The organism is Lactococcus cremoris subsp. cremoris NBRC 100676 (assembly GCF_001591705.1).
In the GTDB taxonomy this organism is placed as follows: domain Bacteria; phylum Bacillota; class Bacilli; order Lactobacillales; family Streptococcaceae; genus Lactococcus; species Lactococcus cremoris.
This window is the reverse complement of record NZ_BCVK01000028.1, coordinates 13,778-31,928: the sequence shown is the minus strand read 5'-3', so window position 1 is coordinate 31,928 and position 18,151 is coordinate 13,778. Positions and strand designations below refer to the sequence as shown.

Sequence of the window (18,151 nt, the reverse complement as noted above, 5' to 3'; positions counted from 1 at the left end):
GAACTAAAGGAGCTAAGGCTCCTTTTTTTGTGTTCTTGGCTCCTTATTTCTCGATAACTTAAAAAGCCCCTAAGGGCTGTTTTTTATCTTTGGAGAATGAATTCTGATTTTATAGCTAGTTGTTTTATTTCTTTTGAAATGGCTAATTCAAATGCTGATCTTCCAATTTGTAAAAAGTGATTGTCAACAGTTGGGAGATTTAATAGTTGGCCTGAAATTAGTGCTTCTTGGCCAATTATAATTGGTTTGGGGAGTTTGTTTTGTTCAAACCATCGCCAAACATTTGCAGCAATATCATCTGAATTGGCAAAAATACTATCAAATTGAGCAAGTTCTGCTCCTAAGTCGTAGCCGTCTGTCGAGGAGACCGCTCCTGTTTTGATTTGGTCAGTCCTAACTGGTTATTTATATATTTCGCTATAGGTCTGGAGGGTGACGGATGTGGTTGGGCTTTTATAGCGTGAAAATAGAAAACCTATATTTGTACAGTTTTGTTTTTTAAGCCATTTAAAGGCATCACGATATCCGATTTCTCTTTCGGCATAGCTGGCTGATATTGTCTTGGTCTTAGGTTTATGGCATAAGATAATTGGACCATATTTTTGGTATTTAAGAACGGTTTCCTCAGATATTTTTCTAGAGGTAAAGATTAAGGCTTCAAATGCTTTTTTGCGTAATTGCTCTAAGTATTGAAGTTCTAAATTTTGATCATAATTTGAGGGAAGAATGACAATCTTATAGCCAGTTTCAAAGCTTTTATCAAGAATTCCTTCCAAAATCTGACTGAAAAAGGGTGCTTAACATAAGGTAGAACGACACCGATATTCTTGGTTGTTCCGGCAGCAAGTTCTTGTGCAATAGCATTAGGAGTATAATCCAATTCATTTGCTAAATCTTGTATGATTGTCCGAGCTTCGGGAGATACGTAGCCATTTCCAGAAAGGGCACGTGAAACTGTAGCTTTTGAATAGCCACTGAGTTTTGATAAATCGGTTAGTGAGGTCATTAAATTACCTGTTCATTGAGGGTATTGATGGCTGATATGGCCTCTGCCACACCATGCTCTGTATTCTTTGCTACTACCATTTTAACATGTTTTTTAACTTCTGGGTTAGCGTTATCCACTGCGATGGCTAGACCTGCTGCTTTAAGTAGAGGAATGTCATTATGACCATCACCAATTGCAGCAATTTGTGTAAAATCTAATGCTTCGTCGTTAAGGATTGATTGAACCGCATTGGCCTTTGTTCTTTTATCAGATGTAATTTCTAAATACCACTGACCACTTTGTTGAATTGCGATATTTGGAATTTCCAATTGATTAAGTTGATTTTGAAGTTGATGAAGTTCATTTTGGTCAAAAACAATCATCATAATCTTATAGATTTCTGATTGTCCATCGAAAGTTTTGATTCTTGGTTCGAGGACTGTCAAGGCTTTTTGGATAAAGGCTCCTTTATCTTGTTTGTTAGTATACCAATGAGCAAGACTATACCAGTTTAGACTTACTTTCGGAAATTCACTTGAAACATAATTTAAAATTTGGAATACTATTTCTGAGTTCAGGGTGTTTTTATCTAAAATTTGAAGACCGAATTGATTTTGCGTAAATGTTAAATTTCCATTGAAAGCAATTTGTGGTGTGGAAAGCTGTAATTTTTCTACCACATCACTCATTTCTAATGGGCTACGTGCTGAAACTAGGGTAATTGGTAACTTCACTGTAGTATATTGACCAGTGGTTGGTATCAGATAAAGCTCCATGTGAGTCAAGCAATGTTCCGTCCATATCTGTAAAAATGTGTTTAATTTTCATTTTGTGAAGCTCCTTTTCTTTGATTATTCTATTCTAATTTATGAAACGCGTTCCATGTCAAGGATTATTATTTTTTATTTTTACTGATGGAAGTGCTTTTTTCTAAAAATGGATAGAGCTGAGCAATTCCAAAAGGAGTGTTTAAAATGTTATAATTTAGTAAAGCTGATTTTTATTGATTTGAGAGATAAATTGATTTGAATTAAAAGTAAAATAGAATAAATAGAATAAAAAGTAGAAAAATAGAGGTAGATAATAGAGATGGAAGATAAGAATAGACTTTTGCTAATTGATGGGTCATCGGTTGCTTTTCGAGCGTTTTTCGCATTATATAATCAGTTAGATCGGTTCAAAGCACCTAATGGCTTACATACAAATGCCATTTTTGCTTTTCATACGATGTTATCTTCTTTGATGGAACGAATTCAACCGACACATGTGTTGATTGCTTTTGATGCGGGGAAAACCACTTTTCGGACGGAGATGTTTGCGGATTATAAAGGGGGACGTTCAAAAACACCTGATGAGTTTCGCGAGCAACTGCCTTTTATCAAGGAAATGATTGAAAAGTTGGGGATTCGGCATTATGAGTTGGCAAACTATGAGGCCGATGATATTATCGGAACTTTGGATAAAATGGCTGAAGCGCCTGATGTAAATTTCGATGTGACCATTGTGACCGGGGACAAGGATATGATTCAGCTGGTCGATGGAAATACACGAGTGGAAATTTCTAAAAAGGGTGTGGCTGAGTTTGAGGAATTTACGCCTGACTATCTCTTAGAAAAAATGGGACTTACGCCATCTCAATTTATTGATTTGAAGGCTTTGATGGGCGATTCTTCGGATAATTATCCTGGTGTCACTAAAGTTGGTGAAAAAACGGGTCTTAAACTTTTACAGGAATTTGGTTCACTGGAAAATCTTTATGAAAATGTTGAGACGCTAAAAGCCAGCAAGATGAAGGATAATCTAATTGCTGACAAGGAAATGGCCTTTTTGTCACAGCAATTGGCGACAATCAATACGAAAACTCCTCTTGAAATTGGTTTAGAAGATACGCTTTTAAAAGAAAAAAATGTGGCTGAACTGGGCCAATTTTATGATGAAATGGGATTTTCACAATTCAAAAGTAAGTTATTAACTGACGGCGGTGGAGAAGTTACTGACGAAACTGTCAGTGAAGAAATTAAGTTTGAAATAGTTACTGACAAAAGTTCAGTTGCTTCAGTCAATGCTGATGATTTCTTTTATTTGGAAACTTTGGGTGAAAATTATCATCGTGAGCAGATTGTGGCATTTGCTTGGGGAAATGCTGAGAAAATTTATGTTTCAAAAAATCTGGATTTACTGACAGAAATGAAATTTCCTGAAAATACTTATGATTTCAAGAAAAATCGCGTACTTTTGAGCCACTTAAATATTGAATTGCCTCTGGTTAAATTTGATGCTATGCTTGCAAAATATTTGATTTCTACAACGGAAGATAATAAAATTTCAACCATTGCACGACTTTTTGATGTGGGACATTTGGCCACTGATGAGGAAATTTTTGGCAAAGGTACAAAACTTGCTCTACCTGATGATGAGATTTTGTTTGACCATTTGGCTCGTAAAATCAGAGTTTTAGCTCGTGCCAAAGAAAAAATGATGGCTGAACTTATTGAAAATGAACAAGAACATCTTTTGTCTGATATGGAATTGCCATTAGCCGAAGTTTTGGCAAAAATGGAGATTACAGGAATTTCTGTCAGTCAAAATACGCTGGAAGAAATTGGTGCAGAAAACGAAGAAAAATTGGCTTTGCTGACGCGTGAAATTTATGAGTTGGCTGGTGAAGAATTTAATATTAATTCACCAAAACAACTGGGAGTGATTTTATTTGAAAAATTGCAATTGCCAGTAGGTAAGAAGACAAAAACGGGTTATTCGACGGCGGTGGACGTTTTAGAAGACTTGGCTGCTTTATCTCCAGTGGTGGCGAAGATTTTGGAATATCGTCAAATCAATAAAGTACAATCGACTTATGTTAAAGGCTTGATTCCGCAAATTGCTGATGATGGAAAAATCCATACGCGATATGTTCAGGACTTGACGCAGACCGGTCGTTTGAGTTCTGTTGACCCGAATTTGCAAAATATTCCTGTTCGACTGGAAGAAGGACGGAAGATTCGTAAGGCATTTGTGCCAAGTCAAGATTCTCTTTTGTTGAGTTCCGACTATTCACAAATTGAATTGCGAGTGCTGGCTCATATTTCTGCTGATGAGCATTTGATTGACGCCTTTAAACATGGGGCTGATATCCATACGTCAACGTCTATGCGGGTCTTTGGCATTGAAAAAGCAGAAGATGTCACGGCAAATGACCGCCGAAATGCAAAAGCAGTCAATTTTGGTGTGGTTTATGGAATTTCGGATTTTGGTTTGGCAAGAAATCTGGGAATTACAAGAAAAGATGCCAAAAATTATATTGAAACTTACTTTGAACGTTATCCTGGTATTAAAACTTATATGGAAAATATTGTTCGCGAGGCTAGAGATAAAGGATTTGTTGAGACAATGAGTCATCGTCGTCGTAAGATTCCAGATATTAATGCACGTAATTTTAATGTTCGTGGTTTTGCGGAGCGGACGGCAATTAATTCGCCAATCCAAGGATCGGCAGCGGATATTTTGAAAATTGCGATGATTAATCTGGATAAAGCGCTGACGGAACGTCAATCAAAATCAAAATTATTATTGCAAGTACACGATGAAATTATTCTAGATGTTCCACTTGAGGAATTAGAAGAGATTCAGGCACTTGTCAAAGAAACAATGGAAGAAGCAATTGAACTTGCTGTACCATTGAAAGTGGATGAAAATACTGGTAAAACTTGGTATGAAGCCAAATGATACTAGTTATTAATGATACTGACAAGCTTTCTGTCAGCAAGTAGCAGTTGAATTTTTAATTCAGTTGACAGAGCGGCTGACTGACAAAAAAAGATAAATAAAAATGATAATTAGTTCGTGCTGATTATCATTTTTTGGTGTTTATCATTTTGGTATTTTAACAGGTACTGTTAGAAGATGTGTCGGGGTCTGTGATATAATAAAATTATGGAAAATATCGAATTGAAGATGGATGAGAGAATTGATGAAATTGCCAGTAGTGGGGTCAAAATTATTCAAAGCCGAGAGGTTTTTTCTTTTAGCATAGATGCGATTTTGCTGGCTCGTTTTCCGCGCTTGCCAAAACGTGGAAAAATTGTAGACATGTGCGCGGGCAATGGGGCAGTGGGTCTTTTTGCGAGCTCTAAAACCAATGCACAGATCATTGAGCTAGAGATTCAAGAACGTCTGACTGACATGGCGCAGCGTTCAATTGAGCTTAATGAACTTACTGACAGAATGTCGGTCATTAATGATAATCTCAATCAGGCGCTTAATCATCTTCATACTTCTAGTACAGATTTGATTTTTTGTAATCCACCCTATTTTAAAGTAGACTCAACTGACAGTCATCTAAATGAAAGTCAGCATTATACTCTAGCACGCCATGAACTGACAACAAATTTGGATGAAATTTTTGAGATTAGTAAAAAGTTATTGAAAACGAATGGTCATATTGCCATGGTTCATAGGCCCGAGCGCTTTTTAGAAATTGTTGATAAGATGCGGGCTAATAATTTGCAGCCTAAATGGATTCAGTTCGTCTATCCTAAAGCGAATCAACCGGCTAATATTTTGTTGATTGATGCCATTAAAGATGGAAAAGAAGGAGGTGAAATCTTCCTCCCACCTCTCATTGTTCATAATGATGATGGGACTTATACCGATGAAATTGATGAAATTTATTATGGAAAACATTAAAAAAAGTTACTGACAGAAAGCCTAAAGTTAAGCTTTTACTTGTCAGTAACTCTTTTTTAATATGCGGCACTTGCTTGAGCCATTATTTTTTCAATCGCTGCATTTTGCACTTCTTCAAGTGTGTTAGTATCTGTAGCAGCTGGTTCTTTAATTGCTTTCTTTAATTTACTACGTGTTGAAGATAATGAGAGATTGAGGTCAGCACTTGCTTTTTCTTTAGTATTAGTAATACTTCCGGAAATAGTGCTCGTCATTTTGTGTGCCTTATTATCAATCACAAATTTAACAGAAAGTTTACTAATATCAAGGTTTTTACTTTCTTTAATCAGTTGTTCCACTTGTTTTTTAGGGATTGAAGAAGTTGAGCTGATACTATTAATTAAATCTTTGAGGTCAATATCTTTACCAGAGAATTTTAAAGTCACCTTATCACCATCTTTGGTAAAATCAGAATTTGGTATTTTTTTAAATTCCTGTTCCAAATCAGCTTGTTTTATTTTTTCAGTAGATTTAAATAAGTCTTTAAAAGTTGAAGACCAATTTTCATCAACAGATTGAGCACTTGAATCAATTGTTTCAGAATCAATCAAAAGATATGATTTGTTAAGACTGTCAATCATCGCTCCATAAACCATTGCCGTATCACTATCTTCACTGGGAATCAAATCTTTATTGTTATCATAAAGTGATTTGATATCAGTGCTAGCAAGATAAAGGCCTTTTTGTGACATCATCACGCCTAAATTATAATCTTTTTTATCTAATGTGATTGTTCCAGCGAGAGCAGCAAGTTGGTTAGTCTTGTCAAGCCCAAGATTTACGTTTAAATGGGCCCCTTTTGAAAACATTTTATTGAATTCAGAAGAATCTTCCCCGTGTAGCTTGAATTCGTTGACATCAAGTTTTACATTTTGTGCGTTGTATTCTTTAGAGTTGTTTAAGGCAACTGTATCTGAGATAAAGGCTTTTTTTGCCGCATCAGAGTTTTTAGTCGAGCAAGCAGAGAGAGTGACAACTGCAAGAGCAGTGATTCCCAAAGACATCCAAATTTTCTTTTTCATAAATTACTCCTAATGTATTTTATTGATATTTTACTATAAAAAAGTAAAATATCAATAACAAATCAGAAATAATGAAACAAAAGAACAAAAAAATCACTGACAAACCATTAAGAGCGAATCTAAGTTGTTTGTCAGTAATTTTTTAATAAATCATATCATAAATTTCAATGGCAACAAGGTCGATGTCATCGAACAAAGAAGCGTCTTTTTGTTTAGGATAACGTAAAGCAAATGCTTCATCTTCTGGGCTGTAGCTCACTGTGAGCATTACTTCGCCTTCACGTTCAAAATTATAAGTTTCTTTTGGATCGCCACCTTCAACTAAACGATTTAAGCGATTCATAATTGTTAACAAATGTGATTTCATTTCTTAAAAATTCCTTTCGACGTTTTGCAAAGCAAAACTTTGTTTTTTATAAAATTGTTTTTACTTACAATTGATTTTCAAAGGAACAGCTTTCAGGATTAACCCCATTAGTCCTGTTCTTTGTCCTTATCTATTTTAACATAACTTTGTAGATTTTTGGCAAGTTTACTGGCTTTTCTAGCAAAATATTTTGCCCGAATTTGTTCTCTTTTAAGTGAACGTTTAACAGTAACTGGCATTTGGCGAATGGTATCTTCCATTTTCATTGGGAAACGTTCCGCCTCAATAGATTTAAGGTTATTATATTCGATAATTGTATCAATATAGAAGAGATAAACTTTTTTAGCAAAATTTTCTGCTGAAATTTCATAGAGTTTCTTTTCAAATTTATCTTTATCAATTGGGTGTAAGTCACGAATCGCACTTTTAGTAACTTCAGCTAAATCGTCATCACCGATAAAAAGTCTTCCAAATTCATCATCATTGATTAATTCAGATAAATAAGGATTTTTTGCTGCTAAAACTCTTGTTCCTGCTGCCATTGCTTCAAGATAAGTGAGCCCTTGTGTTTCTGAGGTAGAGGCAGAGATGAAAAAGTCTGCGGCTTTATAATAATAAGCAGTTTGCTCATTTTCAACGGAACCTGTAAAGATAACTTTATCAGATAATTCGAGTGAATCTATTAAATCTTTTAGCGTTTCGGCGTAGGGACCATGTCCAACAATCACAAGTTTCACGGGAAACTCTTCTAAAATATCAGGTAGCGCGTGAATAACCGCTTGGATATTTTTTTCGGCAGCAATTCGTGAAAGGCTGAGTAACATGATTTCATTTTCTTGTAAACCAAGCTCAGCGCGGAGTTTTGCGGATTCTTCAGGTTTAATATCGTCACGTTTGAATCGGTCGATTTCAATTCCTGTTGGAATGACCCGTTTAGGAAGGGTTGCGCCATAGCTATTGACTGTTTCCAGAACCATTTCACTTGGGCAAATAATCGCTTCAGTTCCTCGTAAGAAATTACGAATCACATATTTGACCATACTTGGACGAATCAAACGTCCTTTAGCGATGTAATAAACGTAGTCTTCATACTTAGTGTGTAAAGTATGAATGACAGGAATACGTAATTGAGCAGCAACCATTTTACCCAAGATTCCCATTCCAAACTCAGTTTGGGTATGAATGATATCTAAGTCATATTCTTTCGCAATCAAGTAGGCAGCAAAAACGCCTTTGAGTACAATTTTTCGTTCAGCCAAGCTCACAAAAGGAATAGATTGCAAGCGAATGATATTTCGTTCGTGGTCCACATCAGCATTTGGGTCTGTTGTTGTAAAAATGAAAACCTCATGCCCTAGTTTTTCAAGCTCTATGGCTAAAGTGCGAATACTTGTTGCTACACCACTGATTTGTGGAAAGTAGCTATCTGTAAAAAGTCCAACTCTCATAAATAAATTCCCGTTTATATTTCTGTAAAGTCTATCATTATTGTAATGATAGACTTTTTTGTCAGTTAAGATTACTGACCAGTCTAGTCTGTCAGTAAATTCATTTATCCCATTATATCAATAAATCATTCAAAAAATCAAAGTTCCAAAGTCTGTTGATAGGCATCAGCCAATTGTTGTGCTACTTTTTCAATTGTCCGACTTTCAGCCACTTGATAAGCGGCTTCTGTTTTATCTACCTTCCCATCTAAAACATCTTGGAGCTGGCTAACAAATCCATCAATATCGCAAGCCATACTTACAGCATTTGAATCAAGCCAGCCATGATAGACCGGAATATCTCGAACGACGGTTTTTTGATGACTAGCCAAGGCCTCAAGAACAACAATTCCTTCTGTTTCTTCACGTGAAGGGAAAAAGAATGCGTCAGCAGAAGTCATAGCACCTTCAAAAATATCGCCTTTGATATAGCCAGGGAAAAGAACATTTTTAGGGTGATTTTTCTTCACAATGCGGCGAATCCATCCAGGAATGGTCCATAAATTTTGGTAACCAAACCAGATGAATGTCACGTCAGGCATTCTTTCAGCGACTTTGATAAAGTCATCAATTCCCTTACGTTTAAAATAAAGAGCAGCAGTTACGACAACTTTTTGGTCAGCTTTCAAAGAAAAATGGTCACGAAAAGCTTGTTCTTTAGCTTTACTTCGGGAATATTTAGCCAAATCAATTCCATTTGAAATGGGTAGGATTGGGCATTTAATTCCATAAGAACGAAGCAAACTAGCAGAATAATCAGTTGGTGTAATCACTAAATCAGCTGCCCGATAATAGTGCATTAAATATTGTTTAAAGAAAGGAGCGGCAATATTTGAGCCGATAAAGGAATTTTGAAAATCTTCTTTTGTCGAATGACCGTGAAAGATTACTTTTTTTCCTGCTTTTTTGGCTTTCTTTAACATTTTCCAACTGCTAAAACCATAAGTATTTAAATGGAGGATATCATAATCATCCTCAGGATTTTTTGTCCAGTCAATGCCCATTAAATCAAGGGCGCGTTGTTGATGTTTCATTGCACGACCAATTCCTGAATGACTCAAAAATTGTTCGGCTTCTAAGTAAAGTAAAATTTTCATGCTTACCTTTATTTTACCATAAATCAATAAAAGAAAAATGGAAAATTATTATTTTACAAAATTTCAGACTTTAGTATGAAAAAAAGCCTTCTTTCCAGAAGACTTTTTTATCAATGATATATTAATTAGAAGAAGATGAACTATTTGTTTCTAAATCGCTTGTTGATTTAGAGAGTTTAACATTTGCTGTGGCTGATTTACCATCACGGTAGTAGGTGACTTTCACAGTATCATTAATATTGTGTGAGTAAAGAGCACTTTGTAAGTCTGTTGATGAAGTAACGGCGGTATCTCCCACCTTCGTTATCACATCGCCAGCTTTCAGACCAGCTGTGGCAGCAGGAAGACCCGCTTGAACAGAGTAGACAACCAATCCACCAGTTACGCTGCTAGGTAATTTCAGTTGAGAACTATCATTTGTTGATAATTGAGATAGGTCAACCATACGAATACCTAAGGCAGGACGTGAAATCTTACCATCAGTTTCAAGTTTATTAATGATGTTTACCACATCATTAGATGGGATAGCAAAACCTAAACCTTCCACAGAGGTAGAACCATCTTCGGTCGTTGTGATTTTACTTTGAGTAATACCAATCACTTGACCTTCAATATTAATCAAGGCTCCACCTGAGTTACCCGGGTTAATGGCAGCATCCGTTTGAATCGCATTGATACTTGTTGTTTGACCATTTTCTTGAGTCAAAGTGACTTGACGACTTGTTGCAGACAGAATTCCTTCGGTTGCAGTATTAGCAAACTGGCTACCTAAAGGTGAGCCGACTGCAATAGCTGGTTCACCAATAGTTAACTTGCTTGAATCAGCGAAAGTTGCCACGTCTTTAACATGGTCAGAGCTGATTTTAAGAACGGCAAGGTCAGTGTATTCATCATAACCAACAACTGTGGCTTTAACTTTTTGCCCACCAGAAAGTAAAACATCGAGGGAACTATTTCCAGCAATAACGTGATAGTTAGTGACCACGTAAGCATCTCCACCAGATTTTTTATAAATAACACCAGAACCCTCACTGGAAAGTTGCAAGCTGTCATTAGCTGAACTTGAGCCGCTATTTCCACCAAAAATTGAACTAAAATCACTTTGTGAATTCTGTTTTTGATAATTCATAACAGAAACGACAGAATTTGAAACTTTTTTAATTGCAGAGGTGACATCGGTATTGACATTTACCGAAACATTACTAACCTTTGTGCTAGTTGTATTTGAGCGGTTAGCATTTCCTAGTTGGTTTGTAGTGCTTTGATAAATTGCGCTTCCTCCGAGTGCGATAGCTCCACCCACAACACCGGTTAATAGCAATTTTCCTATATTAGCTTTTGCCATAAATAATTCCTTTCAATTATTACTCTTTGTAGAATTTCTATGTTGTAATTATAACTACTCTCACTTAATAATACCTTAATAGTAACAAAAATCAAACTAATATAGCTTATCCACATTTTTGTGGATAATTTAAAAATTAATGAGGATAAGTGGATATTTAAGAGGAGTTTTCCACACAAAAGTGGAAAAAAGTGAAAAAATGTTGATAAATCATGCTTTCATCTTGTTTTCAATGGGGGAAAAGGGTAAAATTATAAAATAAATTTAAGAATTTATAAATGTTTTTATTGCCTAAGGTGTAAAAGTGAGTAAAAAATTGGGGAAAAAGTTTTTAATTTTTAAGTAATAAAAGCTTTGATTGGGAGAAAAATAAAGATGAAAATTAAATTAGTAGTTGTTGGAAAATTGAAAGAGAAGTATCTAAAAGATGGAATTGCCGAATATGTTAAACGAATGGGAACGATGCTTCCACTTGAAATTATTGAGCTAGCTGATGAAAAAATTCCGGATAATGCTTCTGAGAAAGAAGCGGAAGCTTTAAAGAAGCGAGAAGGGGATAAAATTTTATCTCGCATTCAAACAGGAGATAAGTTAGCAATTTTAGCAATTCAAGGGAAGTTGATGTCATCAGGGGAATTGGCTGATTTTGTGAAAAAAGCAGAAGTTTATGGAACAGGCAATCTCGTTTTCGTAATTGGAGGGTCTTTGGGACTTTCCGATGAGGTCTATAAAAGAAGTGATTTACAAATTTCATTTGGTCGGATGACTCTCCCTCATCAGCTGATGCGTTTGGTTTTAGTGGAACAGATTTATCGGGCACAAATGATAAATCGAGGTTCGGCTTATCATAAGTAAAAATGAAAGAATGAGATATGGTTAATATAATAGAAGAATTCCGCAAAAATAAAAATTTAGAAAATGCGGAAAAACAAGCGGCTTATTTACGCCATCAGTTTGAATTTATTGGTTTGAAAACACCCGAAAGACGTCTTTTAGGTAAGGAATTTATAAAGGAAAAAAAACAAAGTAAAGAAATTGAATGGGATTTTGCTTTTGAACTTTGGAACTTGCCTGAACGTGAATTTCAATATTTGGCGATCGATTATCTTCATCAAATGAAAAAATGGCTTACTTTTGCAGATTTAGCGAAGATAAAAAAATTAACGATTAGTAAATCTTGGTGGGACACAGTGGATTCGCTTGATGAATTAGTTGGCTTTATCTTAATGGCAAGTCGAGCAAAGTTGGTTGAAGATGAGGGGCTAGCTTATGAAAGAGTGAGTAAGCTAGTAAAAGAATGGGCCCAAGATGAGAATTTTTGGGTTCGTAGAATCGCGATAGATTGTCAATTAAGTTTAAAAGAAAAAACAGATTTAGAGCTACTTTCTTATAATATTGAACAAAATCTTGCTCATTCTCCATTTGCTGACGAATTTTTCATTAATAAGGCTATTGGTTGGGCTTTGCGAGATTTAGCAAAAACTAATCCAAGATGGGTGCAATAATTTATTGGGCGGCATGAAAAAGAAATGGCAAAACTTTCAATTCGGGAAGCCACTAAACATCTCTAAAGCTTGATTTGACAGAGTTTTCAAACTATGATAAAATAAGAAGAATGTTCGGAAATGGACTTAAATTTGAATAAAACTTACAAAGGAGACAGAAATGTCAGGCTTATCTCTTATTTTTATCGTTGTTGTTATGGGTGGGATGATGTTCTTTATGAACCGTCAACAAAAGAAACAACAATCAAAACGTCAAGAACAATTGGATGCGATGCAACCAGGTTCAGAAATCGTAACAATTGGCGGTTTACACGGAATTCTTTCAAGTATTGATTCAGCAAAAGGAACAATTGAACTTGATTGTGAAGGAGTTATTTTAACTTTTGACCGTGCAGCTGTAAAAACAGTTAAAAGTAGTGTAACACCAGAAGCAACTGTTGTTGAAGAAACAGTAGAAGAAACAAAAGTGGAAAGCCCAATTGAAGAAAAATAATTTATTTTTTCTTGATGAGGCAATAGACTCAATTTATTTTCCTGTCAGTTACTGACAGGATTTTTTTATAAAATTATTTACTGACAGAACAATCGGTAATTTGAATTTATCAAAAAGAATAAAACTTGAATACTGACGAATAAAATTTGAGATACAAATCTATATCAAAATATGGTAAAATGGAAAAGTAATACTGTCTTTTTGAGAAAGTATCGAATAAAGTTTTGAAATGGATGAGAGAATTTTATTTTTCAGAAAGCTCTTATCTCAATAGAACTTTAATAACCAAAGAGTATATTGGTGAGTTTATGAAATACAATTTTTGCATAAAATTCCCATGTGAGGTACTATGTTTAATAACTTAAAAAATAAAGAACAAGAAGAATTACTTCCAGAGCATATCGGGATTATCATGGATGGTAATGGACGATGGGCTAAAAAGAAGGGGAAACCACGAATTTTTGGTCATAAAGCAGGAATGGATTCGCTAAAAGATGTTGCCGTTCATGGTGCAAGACGTGGAATTAAAGTGATGACTGTTTATGCTTTTTCTACCGAAAATTGGACAAGACCAGTAGATGAAGTAAAATTCATTATGAGCTTACCGATTGACTTTTACAGCAAATATGTTCCAGTTTTAAAAGAAGAAAATATTCAAATCCGTATGATTGGTGAACGAGCAGGAATGCCAAAAGCAACCTTAGACTCTATTGACCGTGCGGCTCGAGAAACTTCTGAAAATACTGGAATGATTTTGAATTTTGCGATGAATTATGGTGGACGTCGTGATATCATCTTAGCCATTCAAGAACTTGCTAAGAGTGGACAGGACTTAAGTACACTGACTGAAGAAGATTTATCAAAACATCTGCAAACAGCTGTTTTGCCGGAAAATCTTCGGGATCCCGATTTGATTATCAGAACGTCAGGTGAACAACGGATGTCTAATTTCTTGACTTGGCAGTCAGCTTATAGTGAATTATATTTTGCGCAAACCGCTTGGCCCGACTTTGATGAAGCGGAATTGGACAAAGCGATTGCTGCGTTCCAAAAGCGTGACCGCAGATATGGAGGAGTCAAATAATGATGCAACGAATTATCACAGGAGTGGTTGCAGGAGGGATTTTTCTAGCCCTTTTGCTCTTGGGAGGTGCTTACTTCCAAATTTTAGTCGCATTGCTTGTTATTATTGCCATGCAAGAGCTATTTCGAATGTACAAGCTTCAATTATTATCATTTGAAGGAATTTTAGCAACTTTAGCCGCCCTTTCACTTGCTTTACCAGTTGGAAAACACTGGCTAGGGCTTAATGTTGACGGTGGAGTGATGCTCTTTACCCTTTTCTTGTTTGCAATGCTGACAGGAATGGTGCTTTCAAACGGAAAATATTCTTTTGTTGATGCTGGTTTTCCATTCCTTTCGGCTTTCTACGTAGGGATTGGTTTTCAAAATTTACTGACAGCACGCCAAACAAGTGTTTATATTGTCTTTTTAGCCCTCTTTATTGTTTGGGCGACAGATATTGGAGCATACGCTTTTGGTCGGTCACTCAAAGACCGTTTCCCACAAAAACTTTTACCTTCTGTTTCACCAAATAAAACGGTGATTGGTTCGCTTGGTGGGATTGTTTCAGCTGTTGTCGTTGCGCTAATTATGTATTTTCTATTTACCAAAGAGTTACCACATATTGGTTATATAAAACTTATTGCATTCACCATTATCTTTTCTGTTGTTGGACAGATTGGTGACCTCGTGGAGTCAAGCATTAAACGTCATTTTGGCGTGAAAGATTCTGGTAAAATTTTACCAGGTCATGGTGGAATTCTTGACCGTTTTGATAATCTTATTTTTGTTTTTCCGATTATGCATCTACTTGGACTGTTCTAATCTAAAGGAGGAAGTCGATTGATAGAAACTCTGATTACTTTTATTATTATTTTTGGTATTATTGTCGCTATTCATGAATATGGTCACCTTTGGTGGGCAAAACGTTCTGGAATTCTAGTGCGTGAATATGCCGTAGGAATGGGGCCGAAGATTTTTGCTCATCAAGCAAAAGATGGAACGCTCTACACGATTCGAATTTTACCGCTTGGTGGCTATGTTCGTTTGGCCGGCTGGGGTGATGATAAAACTGAAATAAAAAAAGGACAAGCTGCAAGTCTGGTTGTCAGTAAATCTGAAGCAGTAAATTCAGGAGATGAAAATTCTGTCAGTAATATTGTCAGAAGAATTAATCTGTCAGAACATGTGGAATTAGAAGAAGCTGTTCCAATGTTAATCACTGAATATGATTTTGAAAAAGAACTTTTCATTGAAGGAGAAGTGTTTGGAGAAATCAAACGTTATTCAGTTGACCATGATGCCACAATTATTGAAGAAGATGGCACTGAAGTCCGGATTGTTCCTCTTGATGTTCAATATCAATCAGCAGGGGTCTTCCATAAGATGTTGACGAATTTCGGTGGTCCTTTGAATAACTTTATTCTAGGACTTGTCGCTTTTATCGTTTTAACTTTTATTCAAGGAGGCGTTCCATCAAATTCTAATGCTATTGGGCAAGTAGAAAAAGGAACACCAGCCTACACCGCAGGCTTGAAATCTGGAGATAAAATTCAAGCTGTCAATGGAACTAAAACAGCAGATTGGGATAAATTGGTCACAGAAATGTCAAGTTCTAATGGAAAAGAATTAAAACTTGAAATTATCCGCTCAGGCAAATCAGAAACTTTGGCAGTTACCCCTAAAAAGATGGATGGCAGTTATCGTGTTGGAATCATGCAATCTATGAAAACAGGCTTCTTTGATAAAATTACAGGTGGTTTTGTTCAAGCAGGACAAGCGACCACAGCAATTTTCAGAGCATTAGGAAGTCTGATTGCACGACCGAGTCTTGATAAACTGGGTGGGCCAGTTGCCATCTATCAACTCAGCGGACAAGCGGCAAGAGCAGGTTTGCCAACAATTATTCAGTTGTTAGCTATGCTCTCAATTAACTTAGGAATTGTCAATCTTTTCCCTATTCCAGTGCTTGACGGTGGAAAAATCGTCTTAAATATTATTGAAGCAATTCGTGGCAAAGCACTTTCGCCTGAGAAAGAATCAATTATCACATTAGTCGGAGTTGTCTTCATGCTTGTACTCTTTATGGCTGTAACATGGAATGACATTCTACGGGCTTTTGTCAACTAATATTATCTATTCGTCTTCTATTCAGAAAAAAAGAAGTTGAACCATACTTATAAAGGAAATTTTAAAATTATGAAACAATCAAAAATGCTTATACCAACCCTTCGAGAAATGCCTTCTGATGCCCAGGTTATTAGCCATGCTTTACTGATGCGTGCAGGATATGTTCGCCAAGTTTCAGCAGGGATTTATGCCTACTTGCCATTGGCAAATCGTGTACTTGAAAAGTTGAAAAATATCATGCGTGAAGAGTTTGATGAAATTGGTGCTGTAGAACTTCTTGCTCCAAGTCTTTTGACAGCAGACCTTTGGCGTGAATCTGGTCGTTACGAAACATACGGAGAAGATTTATATAAATTAAAAAACCGTGATAGTTCTGATTTCATTTTAGGACCAACTCATGAGGAAACAATGACTTCTCTTGTCCGTGACGAAATCACTTCTTATAAAAAGTTACCACTCAATGTTTACCAAATTGCGACAAAATTCCGTGATGAAAAACGTCCGCGTTATGGTTTATTGCGTGGTCGTGAGTTCTTGATGAAAGATGGTTATAGTTACCATGCTGACCAAGATTCATTAGATGAAACTTATCTTGATTATAAAAAAGCTTACGAAAAAATCTTTGAGCGTGCTGGTTTGAACTTTAAACCAATTATTGCCGATGCTGGTGCAATGGGTGGTAAAGATAGTCAAGAGTTTATTGCGATTACTGATGACCGCATCAATCTCGAAAAATGGCTTGTTTTAAGTAAAAATATTACTTCAATTGATGAAATTCCAGAATCTGTCCTTTCAGAAATCCAAGAAGAACTTGGTAAATGGTTGGTTGCTGGTGAAGATACCATTGTTTATGCTGAAGGTGGCGATTACGCTGCAAACATTGAAATGGCAACAAGCCAGTTTGAACCAAATGTCGCTTATACAGAAGAACTTGAACTTGAAAAAGTAGCAACACCAGGGGCTAAAACAATTGATGAAGTATCAGACTTCCTTGAAATTGATGAAGAACAAACGGTTAAAACTTTGGTTTATCATGCTGATGATGAGTTAATTGTTATTTTGTTAAACGGGAATGACCAACTTAATGAAGTGAAATTAACTAACCATCTTGGAGCGTCATTTATTGAAGCTGCAAGTGAAGCAGAAGTTGAAGAAAAATTTGGAGCTCATTTTGGTTCACTTGGACCTATTGGTCTTGAAAATGTTCGAATTATTGCTGACCGCAAAGTTGAGTTAATTAAAAATGCAGTGGTTGGTGCGAATGTTGATGGCTATCATTACAAGAATGCTAATTTCGGTCGTGATTTTGAAGTTGAAGAATTTGTTGATTTACGCACAGTTAATGAAGGTGAAATTTCACCAGATGGCCGTGGAACTTTGAAATTTGCACGTGGGATTGAAATTGGCCACATCTTTAAATTGGGCACTCGCTATACAGAAGCTATGAATGCTAATATTCTTGATGCCAATGGTCGTTCAATTCCAATGCTCATGGGCTGCTACGGAATCGGTGTCAGTCGTTTGCTTTCAGCTATTTTGGAACAATTTGCCCGTATCTATGTTGAAAAAACACCAAGAGAAGAATTCAAATTTAGCTGGTCAATCAATTTCCCTAAAGAATTGGCACCATTTGACATTCATCTTGTACCTGTCAATGTTAAAGATGAAGCAGCAATGGAATTAACTTCTGAACTTGAAGAAAAACTCCGTGGTAAAGGTTACCAAGTTTTAGTTGATGACCGTAATGAACGTGCAGGGGTGAAATTTGCTGATAGTGATTTGATTGGACTTCCAGTTCGTGTAACAATCGGTAAAAAAGCAGCTGAGGGAATCGTTGAAGTTAAAATTCGTGCGACAGGTGAAGTTGTTGAAATCAACAAAGATGAACTTGTTAATACCATTGAAATTTTAAGTAAATAAAAAAAGAGATTTA

At 36.0% G+C, this 18,151-nt stretch carries 15 protein-coding genes and 2 pseudogenes; 9 read left to right on the top strand and 8 right to left on the bottom strand.

Annotated features, from left to right (window positions below; translation table 11 throughout):
- Positions 1-401: 401 nt before the first annotated feature.
- The 3 genes and pseudogenes from LLA01S_RS13170 to LLA01S_RS06475 form a co-directional block, all read right to left on the bottom strand.
- Entirely contained in the window at positions 402-776 is a 375-nt protein-coding gene (locus LLA01S_RS13170; RefSeq protein WP_232035092.1) for a type 1 periplasmic-binding domain-containing protein, read from the bottom strand.
- On the bottom strand, positions 698-1,006 hold the full coding sequence (locus LLA01S_RS13165) for a LacI family DNA-binding transcriptional regulator (protein ID WP_126354646.1): 309 nt from the start codon (positions 1,004-1,006) through the stop codon (positions 698-700). Before LLA01S_RS13165 ends, LLA01S_RS13170 begins: the two co-directional genes overlap by 79 nt.
- Positions 1,006-1,816: pseudogene (locus LLA01S_RS06475) on the bottom strand (Cof-type HAD-IIB family hydrolase). Before LLA01S_RS06475 ends, LLA01S_RS13165 begins: the two are co-directional and overlap by 1 nt.
- Positions 1,817-2,077: 261 nt before the next feature.
- On the opposite strand from LLA01S_RS06475, the gene polA reads away from it, so the two are divergent.
- Both polA and LLA01S_RS06465 read left to right on the top strand, forming a co-directional pair.
- Positions 2,078-4,711 (top strand): DNA polymerase I, encoded by a 2,634-nt coding sequence (polA, locus tag LLA01S_RS06470; RefSeq protein WP_021164963.1) that lies wholly within the window; start codon positions 2,078-2,080, stop codon positions 4,709-4,711.
- A gap of 207 nt (positions 4,712-4,918) precedes the next feature.
- Positions 4,919-5,671 (top strand): tRNA1(Val) (adenine(37)-N6)-methyltransferase, encoded by a 753-nt coding sequence (locus tag LLA01S_RS06465; RefSeq protein ID WP_021164964.1) that lies wholly within the window; start codon positions 4,919-4,921, stop codon positions 5,669-5,671.
- Positions 5,672-5,727: 56 nt separating this feature from the next.
- Here LLA01S_RS06465 and LLA01S_RS06460 read toward each other — a convergent pair whose 3' ends face one another.
- The 5 genes from LLA01S_RS06460 to LLA01S_RS06440 form a co-directional block, all read right to left on the bottom strand.
- Complete coding sequence (locus tag LLA01S_RS06460; protein WP_021164965.1) at positions 5,728-6,732, bottom strand: hypothetical protein; 1,005 nt, start codon at positions 6,730-6,732, stop codon at positions 5,728-5,730.
- Between the two features lie 142 nt (positions 6,733-6,874).
- Complete coding sequence (locus tag LLA01S_RS06455; protein ID WP_011677198.1) at positions 6,875-7,099, bottom strand: YkuJ family protein; 225 nt, start codon at positions 7,097-7,099, stop codon at positions 6,875-6,877.
- 107 nt (positions 7,100-7,206) lie between these two features.
- On the bottom strand, positions 7,207-8,547 hold the full coding sequence (locus LLA01S_RS06450) for a glycosyltransferase family 4 protein (RefSeq protein WP_061778014.1): 1,341 nt from the start codon (positions 8,545-8,547) through the stop codon (positions 7,207-7,209).
- Positions 8,548-8,684: 137 nt separating this feature from the next.
- The gene (locus LLA01S_RS06445) at positions 8,685-9,683 is read right to left on the bottom strand and encodes an LTA glycolipid anchor biosynthesis glycosyltransferase, IagA/BgsA family (protein WP_014573349.1); all 999 of its coding nucleotides are present in this window, start codon (positions 9,681-9,683) and stop codon (positions 8,685-8,687) included.
- Between the two features lie 121 nt (positions 9,684-9,804).
- Positions 9,805-11,028 carry a S1C family serine protease gene (locus LLA01S_RS06440; protein WP_021164968.1) on the bottom strand — a complete coding sequence of 408 codons (1,224 nt, stop codon included), beginning with the start codon at positions 11,026-11,028 and terminating at the stop codon, positions 9,805-9,807.
- Positions 11,029-11,403: 375 nt separating this feature from the next.
- Here LLA01S_RS06440 and rlmH point away from each other — a divergent pair, with 375 nt between their 5' ends.
- The 7 genes and pseudogenes from rlmH to LLA01S_RS06405 all read left to right on the top strand — a co-directional run bounded on the left by rlmH (position 11,404) and on the right by LLA01S_RS06405 (position 18,138).
- The gene (gene rlmH, locus LLA01S_RS06435) at positions 11,404-11,883 is read left to right on the top strand and encodes a 23S rRNA (pseudouridine(1915)-N(3))-methyltransferase RlmH (protein ID WP_021164969.1); all 480 of its coding nucleotides are present in this window, start codon (positions 11,404-11,406) and stop codon (positions 11,881-11,883) included.
- Between the two features lie 17 nt (positions 11,884-11,900).
- Positions 11,901-12,599, top strand: a pseudogene (locus LLA01S_RS06430) (DNA alkylation repair protein).
- 94 nt (positions 12,600-12,693) lie between these two features.
- Positions 12,694-13,026: a preprotein translocase subunit YajC gene (yajC, locus tag LLA01S_RS06425; RefSeq protein WP_011677192.1), complete on the top strand. Its 333-nt coding sequence runs from the start codon at positions 12,694-12,696 to the stop codon at positions 13,024-13,026.
- 349 nt (positions 13,027-13,375) lie between these two features.
- On the top strand, positions 13,376-14,110 hold the full coding sequence (uppS, locus tag LLA01S_RS06420) for an undecaprenyl pyrophosphate synthase (RefSeq protein ID WP_011836054.1): 735 nt from the start codon (positions 13,376-13,378) through the stop codon (positions 14,108-14,110).
- On the top strand, positions 14,110-14,913 hold the full coding sequence (locus LLA01S_RS06415; protein ID WP_011677190.1) for a phosphatidate cytidylyltransferase: 804 nt from the start codon (positions 14,110-14,112) through the stop codon (positions 14,911-14,913). Before uppS ends, LLA01S_RS06415 begins: the two co-directional genes overlap by 1 nt.
- A gap of 18 nt (positions 14,914-14,931) precedes the next feature.
- Positions 14,932-16,218 (top strand): RIP metalloprotease RseP, encoded by a 1,287-nt coding sequence (rseP, locus tag LLA01S_RS06410; protein WP_061778013.1) that lies wholly within the window; start codon positions 14,932-14,934, stop codon positions 16,216-16,218.
- A 69-nt stretch (positions 16,219-16,287) separates the two neighbouring features.
- A complete protein-coding gene (locus LLA01S_RS06405) occupies positions 16,288-18,138 on the top strand; it encodes a proline--tRNA ligase (protein ID WP_011836051.1) in 1,851 nt (616 codons plus the stop codon).
- Positions 18,139-18,151 lie beyond the last annotated feature (13 nt).

Excerpts from the sequence above, each read along its gene's own strand:
- LLA01S_RS13165 (WP_126354646.1), bottom strand. The coding sequence starts at position 1,006 with ATGACCTCACTAACCGATTTATCAAAACTCAGTGGCTATTCAAAAGCT.
- polA (WP_021164963.1), top strand. The coding sequence starts at position 2,078 with ATGGAAGATAAGAATAGACTTTTGCTAATTGATGGGTCATCGGTTGCT.
- LLA01S_RS06465 (WP_021164964.1), top strand. The coding sequence starts at position 4,919 with ATGGAAAATATCGAATTGAAGATGGATGAGAGAATTGATGAAATTGCC.
- LLA01S_RS06460 (WP_021164965.1), bottom strand. The coding sequence starts at position 6,732 with ATGAAAAAGAAAATTTGGATGTCTTTGGGAATCACTGCTCTTGCAGTT.
- LLA01S_RS06455 (WP_011677198.1), bottom strand. The coding sequence starts at position 7,099 with ATGAAATCACATTTGTTAACAATTATGAATCGCTTAAATCGTTTAGTT.
- LLA01S_RS06450 (WP_061778014.1), bottom strand. The coding sequence starts at position 8,547 with ATGAGAGTTGGACTTTTTACAGATAGCTACTTTCCACAAATCAGTGGT.
- LLA01S_RS06445 (WP_014573349.1), bottom strand. The coding sequence starts at position 9,683 with ATGAAAATTTTACTTTACTTAGAAGCCGAACAATTTTTGAGTCATTCA.
- LLA01S_RS06440 (WP_021164968.1), bottom strand. The coding sequence starts at position 11,028 with ATGGCAAAAGCTAATATAGGAAAATTGCTATTAACCGGTGTTGTGGGT.
- rlmH (WP_021164969.1), top strand. The coding sequence starts at position 11,404 with ATGAAAATTAAATTAGTAGTTGTTGGAAAATTGAAAGAGAAGTATCTA.
- yajC (WP_011677192.1), top strand. The coding sequence starts at position 12,694 with ATGTCAGGCTTATCTCTTATTTTTATCGTTGTTGTTATGGGTGGGATG.
- uppS (WP_011836054.1), top strand. The coding sequence starts at position 13,376 with ATGTTTAATAACTTAAAAAATAAAGAACAAGAAGAATTACTTCCAGAG.
- LLA01S_RS06415 (WP_011677190.1), top strand. The coding sequence starts at position 14,110 with ATGATGCAACGAATTATCACAGGAGTGGTTGCAGGAGGGATTTTTCTA.
- LLA01S_RS06405 (WP_011836051.1), top strand. The coding sequence starts at position 16,288 with ATGAAACAATCAAAAATGCTTATACCAACCCTTCGAGAAATGCCTTCT.